The organism is Deinococcus arcticus, from assembly GCF_003028415.1.
GTDB lineage: Bacteria > Deinococcota > Deinococci > Deinococcales > Deinococcaceae > Deinococcus > Deinococcus arcticus.
In genome coordinates this window covers 1-13,193 of record NZ_PYSV01000002.1, presented here as the reverse complement: position 1 = coordinate 13,193, position 13,193 = coordinate 1, and the positions used below count along the sequence as shown (strand labels likewise).

The window sequence follows — 13,193 nt, the reverse complement described above, 5'->3', positions numbered from 1 at the left end:
CCGCTCAGTCGCCGGCCAGCGCCTGGACCTGCGCCAGCACCGGCCCGTCCGGCTTCAGGGTCAGGCCCGGGGCCAGCCCCTGCGGGCCGCCGCCGGGCACGTCCAGCGTGAAGTCGCGCAGCACCAGCGCGGCAATCAGGGCCGCTTCCAGCAGCGCGAGGTGGTTGCCAATGCACATCCGGGCCCCCGCGCCAAAGGGTATGAAGGCGTCGGGGGTGCGGGTCAGGCCCAGCCAGCGGTCCGGGCGAAACTGGTGGGCCTGCGGCCAGTGACGGCTGTTGCGCTGCACCAGAAAGACATTCACGCTCACATGGGCGCCGGCCTCCAGCGGCACGCCGCCCACCGTCACCGGCCCGCTGGCCTGCCGGGGCAGCAGCCACGCGGGCGGGTACAGGCGCAGCGTTTCTTGCAAGCACGCCTGCAGCAGCGGCAGGGCGCGCACCTGCGCGGCGCTGGGCGCACCGCTGCCCAGGGCCCCGCGCACCTCGGCCTGCAGCTGGGCGCGCACATCCGGGTGGCGCGCGAGCGTCAGGAACAGAAAGGTCAGCAGGGTGGCGGTGGTCTCGTGGCCCGCCAGAAACAGCGTCATGACCTCGTCGCGCAGTTCGGCGTCGCTCAGGCCGGCGCCGCCTTCATCGCGGGCGGCCAGCAGCTGGCCCAGCAGGTCATGGCCGCCGGGCCCCGCCAGGCGCCGCGCGGCGATGATGCGGTGCACCACCTGGTCCAGCGCCGCGCCCGCCGCCTGCGCCCGGCGCTCTGCGGGGGTGGGCAGGCGCCAGTCCACGGGCGAGCGCACCCGGTCGGCGGTGCGCGCCAGCAGCGGGGGCAGTTCGCGCTCCACCACCGCCAGGTCCTCGTCGCCCAGGGCAGTGCCGAACAGCACGGCGGCCACCGCGCGCAGGGTCACGTGCAGCATCTCGCGGCCCACATCCACGGTTTCGCCGCGCGCCGCTGCGCCGTGTAGCCGCGCCAGCAGGGGCGTGGTGGCCGCCGCAATGGCTCCCGCCATGCCCTCCAGCGCGGCGCGGTGAAAGGCTGGCTGCATCAGGCGGCGGTGGGTGCGCCAGGGCTCGCCCTCGGCGGTCAGCAGGCCGGTGCCCAGAAAGGGCCGCATCTTCTGAATGCCGCGCCCCTTGCGAAAGCAGGCGCCCTTGTCCACCAGCACTTCGCGCGCCGCCTCCGGCGAGGCCACCACCAGCACGTCGCGCGGGCCCAGCCGAATGCGGAACAGGTCACCGTAGGCGGCCCGGCTGTGGCGCAGGAAGCCCAGGGCGTCGCGGCGCAGTTCGGGCACGTGGCCCAGCCAGGGTGCCAGCGGCCCCCGGGGGCGCGGTCCAGCGGGCCAGCCAGCGGGAGGGGTCATGGTGCCCAGTATGACCCCTGTTGCCTGGCCCCCACTTGTCCTAACGGGCGTTTGTTAGACTAGTCCCACAGATGACGCAGACCGACCCCAGCGCGCCCGCCGCGCCGCCCGCCCCCTGGCCTGACGCCCTGAGCCGCCTCGCCGCCGATCAGGCGCGGGTGCGCGCGGGCGGCGGCCCCAAGGCCCAGCAGCGCCAGCATGACAAGAACCGTCTGACCGCCCGGGAACGCATTGCGCGGCTCGTGGACGAGGGCACCCCCTTTGACGAACTGATGACCTTTGCGGGCGACGGCATGTACGAGGATGTGGGCGGCTGCCCGTCGGGCGGCACGGTCACGGGCATCGGCACCATCGCCGGGCGCCCGTGGATGATCGTGGCCAACGACGCCACTGTCAAAGCCGGCGCCTTTTTTCCCATCACCGCCAAGAAGGTGATCCGCGCGCAGACCATCGCCCTGGAAAACCACCTGCCAGTGGTGTATCTGGTGGACAGCGCCGGCGTGTATCTGCCCATGCAGGACGAGATTTTCCCGGATCAGGACGACTTCGGGCGCGTGTTCTACCTGAATGCCCGCATGAGCGCGCGCGGGATTCCGCAGATCGCCGCCATCATGGGCAACTGCGTGGCGGGCGGGGCGTACCTGCCGGTCATGTGCGACACCCTGATCATGACCGAGGGTTCGGGGCTGTACCTCGCCGGGCCCGCGCTGGTGAAGGCGGCCATTGGGCAGGTCGTGGACAGCGAGGACCTGGGCGGGGCCAGCATGCACGCCGCCATCGCCGGCACCGTGGACTACAAGGAACCCGACGACGAGGCCGCCCTGAAACGCATCCGCGCCCTGGCCGACCTGTACGCGCAGGGTGACGTGGCTCCCTTCGCCAGGCGGCGCAAGGAGACCGTGCCTGCCCCGGCGCGCGACCTCACCGAGCTGGTGGGCTTTGACGGAGGCAAGACCTACGACGTGCGCGACCTGATTAAGACACTGGTGGACGGCGGCGAGTTCCATGAGTTCAAGCCGGAATACGGCGAGACGCTGGTGTGCGGCTTCGCGCGTGCGGGCGGCTACCCGGTGGCGTTCGTGGCCAACCAGCGCACGGTGATCAAGAAGAAGCTCAAGAGCGGCGGCGAGCCCGGCCTGCGCACGCGGATTGAGGTGGGCGGCGTGATCTACGGCGACTCCGCCGACAAGGCCGCGCGCTTTATCATGGACGCCAACCAGGCCGGGGTGCCGCTGGTGTTCCTGAGCGACGTGACCGGCTTCATGGTGGGCCGCGACAGTGAACAGGAAGGCATTATCCGCCGGGGCGCCAAGCTGGTGAACGCAGTCAGTAACTCCGTGGTGCCCAAAATCACCATCATCACAGGCGGTTCCTTTGGGGCCGGCAACTACGCCATGAACGGCAAGGCCTACGCCCCACGCTTCCTGTTTGCCTGGCCCAGTGCCAAGTACGCCGTCATGAGCGGCAACGCGGCGGCCAAGACCCTGCTGGACATTCAGCTGGCGGCCCTCAAGCGCAGTGGTCACCAGCCCGACGATGAAGAGTTGCAGCGCCTGTACGACGAAGTGAAGGCCAAGTACGACACCGAACTCGACCCCCGCTACGCCGCCGCCCGCTTGTGGGTGGACGAGATCATTCCCCCCAACGACACCCGCGACCGCCTGATCCGTGCCCTGGAAGCCTGCGCCCAGAACCCGGTGCAGGAGGAATTCCGGGTGGGCGTGTTTCAGGTCTGAAGACGGTGATGGGAGATGGTTGAAGGTTGATGGAAAAAGCAGATGCGTCAACCCTTTTCCCTGTCCCGCCCTTCTGCAGTCACCGCCCTCCCCTCTATCAACCATCAACTTTCAATCATCCACCCTCCAAAGGAGCCCCCATGACCAGCACCCTGTCCCGCCCCGACGCCGCCAACCCCAACACCGCCCCCCTCAATGACGACCAGCGCACCATCATCAGTGCCCTCAAGGCCTTTCTGAAGAACAAGGTCGAGCCCGGCGCCGCCGAGCGTGACCAGACCGGCGAATTTCCCTTCGAGATCGTGCGCGAGCTGGGCGAAATGGGCATCATGGGCGCCCAGACGCCCGAGGAATACGGCGGCGCTGGCCTGGACACCGCCACCTTCGCCATGATCATTGAGGAGGTGGCGGCGGTGGACGGCAGCCTGTGCCTGACGGTGGCCAGCCACAACAGTCTGTGCCAGGGCCACATCCTGATTGGCGGCACCGAGGCGCAAAAGGCCAAGTTCCTGCCCGACCTCGCCAGCGCCACGAAACTGGGCGCCTGGGGCCTGACCGAACCCGGCAGCGGCAGTGACAGCGGCGGCATGCAGTCGCGCGCCGTAGAGCAGGCCGACGGCAGCTGGATTCTGAACGGCTCCAAGAACTTCATCACCCAGGGCAGCGTGGGCGGCACCTACGTGATCCTGGCCCGCACCGACGCCGCGCGCCCCGGCAAGGGCAAGAACGACGGCATCTCGGCGTTCGTGTTCAACCGCGACGAGGTGCAGGGCTTCTCGATTGGCCGCAAGGAAGACAAGCTGGGCCTGCGCAGCAGCGACACCGCGCAGCTGATTTTTGAAGACATCCACCTCCCTGCTGACGCCCTGCTGGGCGAGCGCGGCAACGCCTTCAAGGACGTCATGAAGGTGCTGGACGGCGGCCGCGTGGGCATTGCGGCCATGGGCCTGGGCCTGGGCCGCGCCGCCTACGAGTACGCCGCGCGCTACACGATGGGCCGCGAGCAGTTTGGCAAGCCCATTGCCCACAACCAGAACCTCGCCTTCCGACTGGCCGATATGGACACCAAGCTGGAAGCCGCCCGCCTGCTGATCCGCAAGGCCGCCGACCTGAAAGACGCGGGCATGAACTTCACGGTGCCCGTGGCCCGCGCCAAGCTGTACGCCACCACGGTGGGCGTGGAAGCCTGCGACGAGGCCATCCAGATGCTGGGCGGCTACGGCTACATCAAGGAGTACCCCGTGGAGCGCTTCTGGCGGGACAACCGCCTGACGCGCATTGGCGAGGGCACCGACGAGGTGCAGCGTCTGGTCATCAGCCGCGACGTGCTCAAGCGCTTCGCGCAGTAAGCCAGGAGACAGATTTCAGTTTGAGGCGCGGCGGCCATCCTGGGATGGTGCCGCGCCTCAACACCATTTCGCTCCGCACCTTGCTGACCGCACGTAGCAACCTCCCCCTGCGGCCCGATGACCGGATGGAACATGTGCTTCTCCGGTTCCGCGTGCCCTTTGACGCCGCCGCAACAAGTAAGAATGCCGCGCAGCTCATGCAGGGCAATCTTGTCTTCTGGTTTCTCAAAGGCCAGCTGGACAGCCTTGAACTCACCGCCCCGCACGGGCCGTCCGACCTCATCAACTGGTGCGGCTTCGATTGGGTGCAGGACAGAGACCGGTTGCTGCATTGGTGCCAGGCCCAGGGTATCCCGCTTGCCCTGGTTCTGGAAGAAGGGGAAAGTCAGCTCTGGCAGAGCCCTTCCGGTGCGCTGTTGTCCGTCCACGAGGGGAAACTCTGGAACGTCACCCTGGATCTCTTTACACCGGAATCGCGGCCCAGGGCCGGATCGGCACCCCGTCGCGGTGCACCTCAATGACCCGGCCCACGTCGGTCAGGGTCTGGGTGGCGCGCATGGCGTCGTAATACTGCAGCCGCCGCGCCACCGCGCCCAGCTCAAAGGTCCAGTACAGGCCCATCAAGGGGTTGATCCACAGTTCGCTGCCCTGGGTGCGGCTGGTGGCGTGGTGGTCACCGTACTGCCCGTCCACCGCGCTCAGAATGCTGCTGTTCACGATGCTGGTGTACCGGGGCATCATCTGAAAGACGGCCTCGCAGGCGTCGCGGTATTTCTGGACGGCGGGCATCTCCGGCGTGAGGCTGAAGGCGCCCAGGTACGCGCCAGCCCGGCTCAGTTCCGCTGCCGCCTCCAGATACTGCGCGTGGCAGACTCCGTGAAAGGCGTCAATGCCAAAGCCCAGGCAGGCCAGCAATTTGTGAACGCCGCTCAGTTCGTTCACGGCGACGAGGCTGGCGGCGTCCTCGTGCGGCGTGCCCAGGCCAGCCTCGTCGCCGCGCATCAGGGAATCGGTGCCGCCGTCCACCAGCAGCACGGTGTCCACCTGCAGATGCCGGACCAGCGCTTCGTAAGCGGTCTTCAGGGGCGCGGCGCCCACCTTGCGAAAGGCGTACACGGTGTCCGGCTCGCCCTGGGTACGCAGCCAGCGGCTCAGCCAGTATTCGGGAAAGTAGTCGCCCGGCGTGACCAACAGCTCCGGGGTTACCTCAAAGACGGCCTGCGCTAGAGGGGGCCGGGGCACATATGGCAGGCTGGTAAACGAATAATTCGCCAGAAACACCGCTTTGCCCTCGGCCCTCAGGGCAAAGTACAGTGGCAGGCCGCAAAACACGTCAAAGCCGCCCCCCATCCCCGCAATCAGAATGCGCTGGCTGGAGGCCAGTTCACAGAAAAACGGGGGCTGCAGCGCGCTGAGCATGGCCTATTCTCTCAGACTGGCCCCGAAGCTTTGCGCCGGCTGGCCCTGCGCTGCAACGCCCGCGTAACTCTGGCCCTGGCATCCTCCGGGTCATGAAGCTGCGGCTTCTGTGGAGGTGCGCTATGAACCGAATTTTGCTCAGTGCTGCCCTGCTGCTCTCTGGCAGCGCCCTGGCCCAGTCCATTCCCTTGGTCTCGGACGCCCTGAACTATGCCCGCACCGGCACCGTAGCCAAGGACACGCGCGCCGTGGTGTACGCGACAGTCACGCTGGTCTCGGCCCTGCCCGCCCAGACGGCCGACCGCACGGTGGTGGCCTACGGCAGCGGCCCGCTGAACCTGGGCGGCGCAGCGGGCGCGCCCCAGCTCACCGGCGAGTTTCCGGTGCTCTGGAACACAGGCAAGCCGTTTTTAAACACCGGGGCCACCCTCAGCCTCGCCCTGAACCCGGACGGTAGCGCGCTGGTGGGGCTGAAACTGGACGGCAAGAACTTCCTGGGGCGGCCCCCCGCGCCGGTGAAGTTCACGCCAGCTGGCGAGGTGCTGGTCGCCACAGGCATCAACGTGGGGGGCTTCCGCACCATGACCCTCACGTTGAACAAGGGCATCTGGCCCCCGCCCGGTGCCCAGAGCGCCCAACCTGTTCAGCCGGCGCAGCCGCCCAAGCCCACGGGCGTCCGCGTGCGGGTCAGCAGCCGCCTCGTGGTCACCAATGCGGACGACGGCTTTGCCGACAACACCCTGGAACTGTACGCCAGCATCTGGACGGGCAGCGGTGATCTGAGGCTGGCCAACACCTCCGCCGGAAAGGGGGCGCAGTTTGCCGGTGAGACGGTGATTGTGGATATTCCCTTCGCCAGTGCCGATGCCCGGTTCCTGGCGGTGGGCGGGCTGGTCATTGACCGCGATTCGGCGTCCAAGGACGATCTGCTCTGGCGCCATCCCGGCGCCAAGTTTGACCTGCTGGGGGCGGTGCAGGCCAAACCACAGGGCCCCACCTCCTGGACCCTGCCCGGCGACCGCAGCGACGAGAGCGCCGATCTGGTCATCACGGTCGAGAAGGTGGAGGACCTGTACTGAGGGCGGTTGGGGGGCCCGGTGGAGGGCCCTGGCCCAGAAGCGGCCCCACTGGAACCACACGAGGCCTCGCCCCCTGCCCCTGCCGGTCTCCAGCTCCAGCTGGGCTAGGCGCTGCGCTGTGCCCAACTGCAGGAGACCGCACGGCAGGTGACCGCTTAACGTTCATCCATGAATGAAATCATCGTAAGCCCCGTGCCATCTGTGTCAGACCGGGGGGCCTACAATGGCGACATGAAGGGCCTGCGCGAATTTGTGGAGTGGTTGCGCGAGGTGCTCCAGGGGAGCCCGCAACCCCAGCCCGTGCCGGTGCCCGTCCGCGTGCGCGAGCGACAGCGCCGCTGATTGGATCACTGGATTCTTCTCTTTCTGCCCTTCCCTCGCCCACCGTTCCAGCGGTGGGCGTGTTCTGTGCCGGGTGGCGGGCAGCCTGGATGAGGGCCAGTCGTCCTGGGCCACACGTGCCGGCTTCGGGTGTGCCGGCGCGGCGCGGAAATGCGCCGCCGCGTTCAGGCGCTATTCTGCGGGGCGTGGTGGATGGCGATCATGGAATGGGAGAGCTGCGCGCGCTGATCGCGTCTCGCCCGGAAGACGACCGGGCGAGGATTGAAGCGGCCTACGCCTTTGCGCGCGACGCCCACGATGGGGTCAGCCGCAAGAGTGGCGAGCCTTACATCACGCATCCCGTGGCGGTGGCGGTCATTCTGGCCCGGCTGGGCATGGACACCGACAGCATCATGGCCGGGCTGCTGCACGACACCGTCGAGGATGTGGACGGCGTGACCTTCGAGCTGATCGAAAGCCAGTTCGGGCCGGATGTCCGGCGCATTGTGGAAGGGGAGACCAAGGTCAGCAAGCTCTCCAAGCAGGGCTCGCAGAGCGCCGAGGTGAGCGAGACCGGGCGCGACGTGCAGGCCGAGAACCTGCGCCAGATGCTCATTGCCATGACCGGCGACATCCGCATCATCGTGGTGAAGCTGGCCGACCGCCTGCACAACATGCGCACGCTGGGCGCCATGAAGCCCGAAAAGCAGGTGCGCATTGCCCGGGAAACCATGGACATCTTCGCGCCGCTGGCCCACCGCCTGGGCATCGGGCAGATCAAATGGGAACTGGAAGACCTGAGTTTTCAGTACCTGCACCCGGATGACTACGCGTATCTGCGCTCGCGCCTGCGCACCCGCCAGGAAGAGCGCGACGCCCTGATTACCCGCGCCGTGGCCGATCTGCGCGCCGCCCTGGAAGACGACCTGGAACTCCCGGAATGGGTCTCGGACATTGATATTGCCGGGCGCAGCAAACACCTGTGGAGCATCCACAACAAGATGAAGCGCGAGGGCAAGGCGCTGGAGCAGATTTTTGACCTGCTGGCCATCCGCGTGATGCTGACCCCCCGTGACCTCGTGGTGCCCCCCGGTACCGACGAGGCCCGCCGGGAGCGCGCCGAGGCCACCCGCGAGAAGCGCATCTGTTACCACACGGTCAGCATCGTGCATTCCATCTGGACACCGCTGCCGGGGCGTTTCAAGGATTACATCGCGGTCCCCAAACCCAACGGCTACCAGTCGCTGCACACCACGGTGATTTCCCAGAGCGGCCAGCCTATCGAGGTGCAGATTCGCTCCCGGCGCATGCACGAGGTCGCGGAATTCGGTATTGCCGCGCACTGGATGTACAAGCAGGGCTCGCAGCTGGCTGCCCGGGACCGCGAAAACTGGATTGCCCAGCTGCGCGAGCTGCAAAACGAGATCAACGACGCCTCGGACTATATGGACGCGGTGAAAACCGACATCCTGTCGCAGCGGGTGCGCGTCTTTACGCCCAAGGGCCTGGCGATCAGCCTGCCGGCGGGCAGCACACCCATTGATTTCGCGTACCACATTCACACCCGCATTGGCGAAACCACCGTGGGTGCGCGGGTGAACGGCTCGATTGTGCCCCTGTCGCACCGGCTGGGCAACGGCGACATGGTGGAAATCGTGACCAGCAAGAACGGCCACCCCAGCAAGGACTGGCTGAACTTCACGGTTACCCGCTCGGCACGCGCCAAGATTCGCCACCATTTCCGCCAGCAGGAACGCACCGAGGCCCTGCAGCACGGCCACGACCTGCTGGAGCGCTACCTGCGCAAGCGGCAGCTGGCCGTGCGCCAGCTGATGCGCACCAAGCTGCTTGAAGACGCCACCCAGAAGCTGCTGGGCACCCGCAACCCCGACGACCTGTATCAGGCGCTGCACGCCGGCAAGCTGACGCCCAGCGGCGTGGGGCGCGTGCTCTCGCCGCAGCTGGCCCAGGAACAGGCCCCCAGCGCCAGCCGCCGCGCGCCGGTGCCCCGGGCCCCCGAGCCCGGCGGCGTGTACGTGGAGGGCTTTACCACCACCACCAAGCTCAGCCAGTGCTGCAATCCCATTCGCGGCGATCAGGTCATGGGCTACCTCACCCGTGGGCGCGGTGTCAGCGTGCACCGCATTGACTGCCCCAACATGATCCGGCTGCTCAAGGACGAACCCGAGCGCTGCGTGGCGGCCTCCTGGGAAGCGGGTACGGCGGGCACCATGCTGGTGGATGTGGACGTGGTGGCACCGGACCGGCAGGGCCTGCTGGCCGACGTGCTGGGCGTGCTGGCGCGCGAGAAGCACAGCCCCACCAAGGTGGAGGCCGTGGTGGGCCAGGAAGAGATTGCCGTGATTCACCTGCGGCTGCATGTGGCCGGTCAGGGCGACCTGGAAGCGGTGCGCCGGGCCATTCTGGCTGTGCCCGGCGTGACGGATGTGGTGCGGGTGGGCGGGCGCAAGCGCAACGGCGCCGGCTCGTAGCGGGCGCACTCTAGACTGCGGGCCATGCGCCTGCGCTCCGCCCACCCCCCGAGGCCCCTGTGTCCCTGACCCTGCTGCCGGATCTGGGCGACCTGCTGCGGCTGCAGCCGCAGTTCAACGCCGGCACGGTGGTTGAAGCCCTGCGCCACCTGGGCACGCGGGAGGTGCACTGGGCCACGGGCCCCGACCCCGACCACCCCCTGCGCGACGCGCTGCCCGCCGCTGGAATCCAGCTTCAGGAGGTGGCTCCTGACTGGGCCTGGGCCGACGCCGAGCACGAACAGCTGCTGTCGTTTCTGGGCCAGTACCCCCAGGGCCGCGAGCGCCTGAGGCAGGCCGCGCAGGCCGGACGCGATCTGGCGGCCCTGGTGACCGCACCCCTGACGTTGCCCCAGGCCGTCAGCCCTGGGCTGCTGGCCCAGCTTCAGACCCTGCTGGACGCCGAACGCACTGCCCTGGACGAGGGCCCCGGCACCCGCTGGCGTGCGCGGCGCCTGGGAGAAACGGGGCAGGCCCTGGCCGGTCAGGGCGGCGTGGCGCTGGTGCCTCTGGACGACCTGCCGGGGCTGTTACCCGCGCTGCCCGGCGCCCAGTTGCCTGATCTGAGCGGTTTTGTGCCCGGCGAGACCAGCCGCCTGCGCGCCCTGGCCGACCGCGCGTGGCAGCTGGGCGAGGCCGACGACCTGGGCAGCCTGCTGGCGGCCCTGGCGCGCGAGGGTGGCGACGCCGTGACCCCCCGCGCCGAACTGGACGCCGCCGAGGCACACATCTACCTGGCGGCCGGCGAACTGGCAGCGGCCCGCGCCCGGCTGGAACGCGCCGCGCACGCCCTGACCGACCACCTGCCGCGCAGTCTGCCGGGGCTGGTGCTGGCGCGGCTGGGGCAGGTGCGCGACGCCCAGGGCGAACGCGACCTCGCCCGGCGCACCTACCAGGCCACCCTGGCGCTGAGCTACGCGCCGCAAGTGGCCCGGGAGGCGGCCCAGGCCGGGCTGGAGACGCCGTTTACCCTGGCGCTGTGAGGGCCGCCTACCTGACTGCCGCTGCTATGGCCCGCCCGGCCACGCGCCCGCTGAACAGGCAGCCGCCCAGAAAGGTGCCTTCCAGCGCGCGGTAGCCGTGCAGCCCGCCGCCCCCGAAGCCTGCCACCTCGCCCGCCGCGTACAGGCCGGGCATGGGCTGGCCGCCGGGGCCCAGCACCCGGCCCTGCAGGTCGGTTTCCAGGCCGCCCAGGGATTTGCGCGTCAGGATATTCAGGCGCACGGCGATCAGCGGGCCGTCTGCCGGGTCCAGCAGGGGCGCGGGCCTGGCCACCCGGATCAGGCGCTCGCTGAGCAGGGCCCGGGCACCCCGCACCACCGCCAGTTGTGGGTCCTTGCCCGCCACGTTGCGCAGCTGCAGGTCGCGGTCCCGGACTTCCTGGGCCACCACGCCGTGGTTCACCAGATCCGTGCCCGTCAGTTCATTCATGCCCGTCACCAGGGCCCGCAGGTCGCCGCGCACCACGAAATCGGCGCCCCGGTCCATGAACGCCTGCACAGGGGGCTGCACGGCCTTGCCAGCGCGGCGCAGGGTCAGCGGCAGGCTGCGGCCAGTCAGATCCGGGTTCTGCTCACTGCCCGAGAGGGCAAACTCCTTCTTGATGATGGCCCGGTTGAGCACAAACCACGTGTAGGGGTAGCCGTGCCGGGTGATGTGCTGCAGGGTGTCCAGGCTGCTGGCCCCCGGGAGATGGGGGAAGGGCAGCCGCCGGCCCGTAGGGTCCAGCCACAGGCTGCTGGGCCCGGGCAGAATGCGAATGCCGTGGCCCGGCCAGACCGGGTTCCAGTTGCGCAGCCCCTCGGTGTAGTGCCACATGCGGTCAGGGTTGATCAGGCGCGCGCCGGCCGCGTGCACCGCCTGTTGCAGGGCGCCGTCCACATGGGCAGGCACGCCGGACACCATGAACGCGGGCGCAGGCCCCAGCCGCTCGGCGGGCCAGTGGCGGCGCACCAGGGCGTGGTTGCCGCCGATCCCGCCCGAGGTCACCAGCACGGCCTGGGCGTTCAGGCTGAAGTCGCCTACCACCACCCGCGAACTGTTTTCCCCGCGCGCCGTGTCCGAGGGCTCCAGCACGTCGCCGTACACGCCGTGCACCACGCCGCCTTCGATATTCAGCCCGCGCACCCGGTGACGAAAGCGAAAGCCAATCCGGCCCGCCTGCACGTGCCCGCGCACCTGCCGCTCAAAAGGTTCCAGCACGCCGGGGCCGGTGCCCCAGGTGACATGAAAGCGCGGCACGCTGTTGCCGGGCAAACCCGCGCCCGCGCCGCCCCGCTCGGCCCAGCCCACCGCCGGAAACCAGCGCAGGCCCAGGCCACGCAGCCACGCCCGCTTTTCGCCCGCCGCAAAATCCACATACGCCTGCGCCCACTGCCGGGGCCAGTGGTCCTCGGGACGGTCAAAGGTGGCGGCGGTCATCCAGTCGCGCAGCGCCAGCTCCCGGGAATCGCGGATGCCCAGCCGGCGCTGCTCGGGGCTGTCCACGAAAAACAGCCCGCCCAGTGACCAGTGGGCCTGACCGCCCAGGTTCTGCTCGCCTTCCTGGTCCAGCAGCAGCACGCGCCGTCCGGCATTGGCCAGTTCAGCGGCGGCCACCAGCCCGGCCAGCCCCGCGCCAACCACAAGTACGTCCGTCTCCAGTGTGGGCATACGTCATTAAACAGTGTGCACAGGAGGGAACGGGACCCATTGGCCAGCGGACCACTAGCCGTCCGTGCAGGTTGCGCAGATGTGAGAACTCAAAAGTGCCGCCCAACCTTGGGTGAACAGCGCATTGGGCGAACTGTCAGGTGCGCCGTGGGGGCCGGCCCTACGCTGGGGCCGTTCACCCCACAAGGGGGCACTTCAGCCACACGGAGGGCACCACCATGACCATGACGAATGAAACTGTGCTGGACAAACTGCAGTACCTGCTGGGCACCCTGCGCGACGGCGAGAAGGGCTTCAAGGACGCGGCCGAGCACGCCACCGACCCCCAGTTGCGCCAGCTGTTCATGGAGCGCAGCGTGCAGCGCGCCCAGATGGCCGGCGATGTGGAAAGCCACATCAGCCGCCTGGGTGACAAGCCCCGCGAAGGTGGCAGCGTGGGCGCCGCCCTGCACCGTACCTGGCTGAACGTGCGTGACGCCCTGACCGGCCGCGACGACTATCAGGTGGTGGCCGAGTGCGAGCGCGGGGAAGACGTGGCCGTCGAGAACTACCAGGACGTGCTCAAAGAAGCCGAACTGCCCGCCGAGATCCGCTCCTTTGTGGAGGGGCAGTACGCCCAGGTGAAGGCCAGCCACGACCAGATCCGCGACATGAAGCACAGCATGCAGGCCAGCTGAGCCGAAACAGCAGAAGCGGGGCCCCCCCCCAACCCCCCCGCCGCGCGCGACGGAGGGTGGTGTTAA

Annotated in this window: 11 protein-coding genes; 8 read left to right on the top strand and 3 right to left on the bottom strand. The window is 68.7% G+C overall.

What is annotated here, in order from left to right:
* Positions 1-4: 4 nt before the first annotated feature.
* A complete protein-coding gene (locus C8263_RS02300; RefSeq protein ID WP_107136506.1) occupies positions 5-1,363 on the bottom strand; it encodes a cytochrome P450 in 1,359 nt (452 codons plus the stop codon).
* A 71-nt stretch (positions 1,364-1,434) separates the two neighbouring features.
* Between C8263_RS02300 and C8263_RS02295 the strand changes: the two genes are divergently transcribed.
* From C8263_RS02295 to C8263_RS18755, 3 genes are all read left to right on the top strand, one after another.
* Positions 1,435-3,099 carry an acyl-CoA carboxylase subunit beta gene (locus tag C8263_RS02295; protein WP_107136505.1) on the top strand — a complete coding sequence of 555 codons (1,665 nt, stop codon included), beginning with the start codon at positions 1,435-1,437 and terminating at the stop codon, positions 3,097-3,099.
* A 140-nt stretch (positions 3,100-3,239) separates the two neighbouring features.
* Positions 3,240-4,448: an acyl-CoA dehydrogenase family protein gene (locus tag C8263_RS02290; RefSeq protein WP_107136504.1), complete on the top strand. Its 1,209-nt coding sequence runs from the start codon at positions 3,240-3,242 to the stop codon at positions 4,446-4,448.
* Between the two features lie 47 nt (positions 4,449-4,495).
* Entirely contained in the window at positions 4,496-4,969 is a 474-nt protein-coding gene (locus C8263_RS18755; protein WP_146160556.1) for a hypothetical protein, read from the top strand.
* Here C8263_RS18755 and C8263_RS02285 read toward each other — a convergent pair.
* Entirely contained in the window at positions 4,911-5,867 is a 957-nt protein-coding gene (locus C8263_RS02285) for a DUF1152 domain-containing protein (RefSeq protein WP_107136503.1), read from the bottom strand. The genes C8263_RS18755 and C8263_RS02285 overlap by 59 nt on opposite strands.
* 122 nt (positions 5,868-5,989) lie before the next feature.
* Here C8263_RS02285 and C8263_RS02280 point away from each other — a divergent pair, with 122 nt between their 5' ends.
* The 4 genes from C8263_RS02280 (at position 5,990) to C8263_RS02270 (ending at position 10,781) form a co-directional block, all read left to right on the top strand.
* Positions 5,990-6,946, top strand: a complete 957-nt coding sequence (locus C8263_RS02280) for a hypothetical protein (protein WP_107136502.1) — start codon at positions 5,990-5,992, stop codon at positions 6,944-6,946.
* Between the two features lie 168 nt (positions 6,947-7,114).
* Positions 7,115-7,288 carry a hypothetical protein gene (locus C8263_RS19185; RefSeq protein ID WP_158263724.1) on the top strand — a complete coding sequence of 58 codons (174 nt, stop codon included), beginning with the start codon at positions 7,115-7,117 and terminating at the stop codon, positions 7,286-7,288.
* A gap of 206 nt (positions 7,289-7,494) precedes the next feature.
* Positions 7,495-9,759 (top strand): RelA/SpoT family protein, encoded by a 2,265-nt coding sequence (locus C8263_RS02275; RefSeq protein WP_199188296.1) that lies wholly within the window; start codon positions 7,495-7,497, stop codon positions 9,757-9,759.
* A gap of 59 nt (positions 9,760-9,818) precedes the next feature.
* Positions 9,819-10,781 carry a hypothetical protein gene (locus tag C8263_RS02270; RefSeq protein WP_107136501.1) on the top strand — a complete coding sequence of 321 codons (963 nt, stop codon included), beginning with the start codon at positions 9,819-9,821 and terminating at the stop codon, positions 10,779-10,781.
* Positions 10,782-10,788: 7 nt separating this feature from the next.
* Here C8263_RS02270 and C8263_RS02265 read toward each other — a convergent pair whose 3' ends face one another.
* Entirely contained in the window at positions 10,789-12,450 is a 1,662-nt protein-coding gene (locus C8263_RS02265; protein WP_107136500.1) for an FAD-binding dehydrogenase, read from the bottom strand.
* 224 nt (positions 12,451-12,674) lie between these two features.
* Here C8263_RS02265 and C8263_RS02260 point away from each other — a divergent pair, with 224 nt between their 5' ends.
* The gene (locus C8263_RS02260; RefSeq protein ID WP_233218591.1) at positions 12,675-13,127 is read left to right on the top strand and encodes a PA2169 family four-helix-bundle protein; all 453 of its coding nucleotides are present in this window, start codon (positions 12,675-12,677) and stop codon (positions 13,125-13,127) included.
* The last annotated feature ends 66 nt before the right edge of the window (positions 13,128-13,193 follow it).

What these genes read in the sequence shown, in the direction of transcription:
- C8263_RS02280 (WP_107136502.1), top strand. Translation starts at nt 5,990, where the DNA reads ATGAACCGAATTTTGCTCAGTGCTGCCCTGCTGCTCTCTGGCAGCGCC.
- C8263_RS02265 (WP_107136500.1), bottom strand. Translation starts at nt 12,450, where the DNA reads ATGCCCACACTGGAGACGGACGTACTTGTGGTTGGCGCGGGGCTGGCC.
- C8263_RS02285 (WP_107136503.1), bottom strand. Translation starts at nt 5,867, where the DNA reads ATGCTCAGCGCGCTGCAGCCCCCGTTTTTCTGTGAACTGGCCTCCAGC.
- C8263_RS02295 (WP_107136505.1), top strand. Translation starts at nt 1,435, where the DNA reads ATGACGCAGACCGACCCCAGCGCGCCCGCCGCGCCGCCCGCCCCCTGG.
- C8263_RS02275 (WP_199188296.1), top strand. Translation starts at nt 7,495, where the DNA reads ATGGGAGAGCTGCGCGCGCTGATCGCGTCTCGCCCGGAAGACGACCGG.
- C8263_RS19185 (WP_158263724.1), top strand. Translation starts at nt 7,115, where the DNA reads ATGAATGAAATCATCGTAAGCCCCGTGCCATCTGTGTCAGACCGGGGG.
- C8263_RS02300 (WP_107136506.1), bottom strand. Translation starts at nt 1,363, where the DNA reads ATGACCCCTCCCGCTGGCTGGCCCGCTGGACCGCGCCCCCGGGGGCCG.
- C8263_RS02290 (WP_107136504.1), top strand. Translation starts at nt 3,240, where the DNA reads ATGACCAGCACCCTGTCCCGCCCCGACGCCGCCAACCCCAACACCGCC.
- C8263_RS02260 (WP_233218591.1), top strand. Translation starts at nt 12,675, where the DNA reads ATGACGAATGAAACTGTGCTGGACAAACTGCAGTACCTGCTGGGCACC.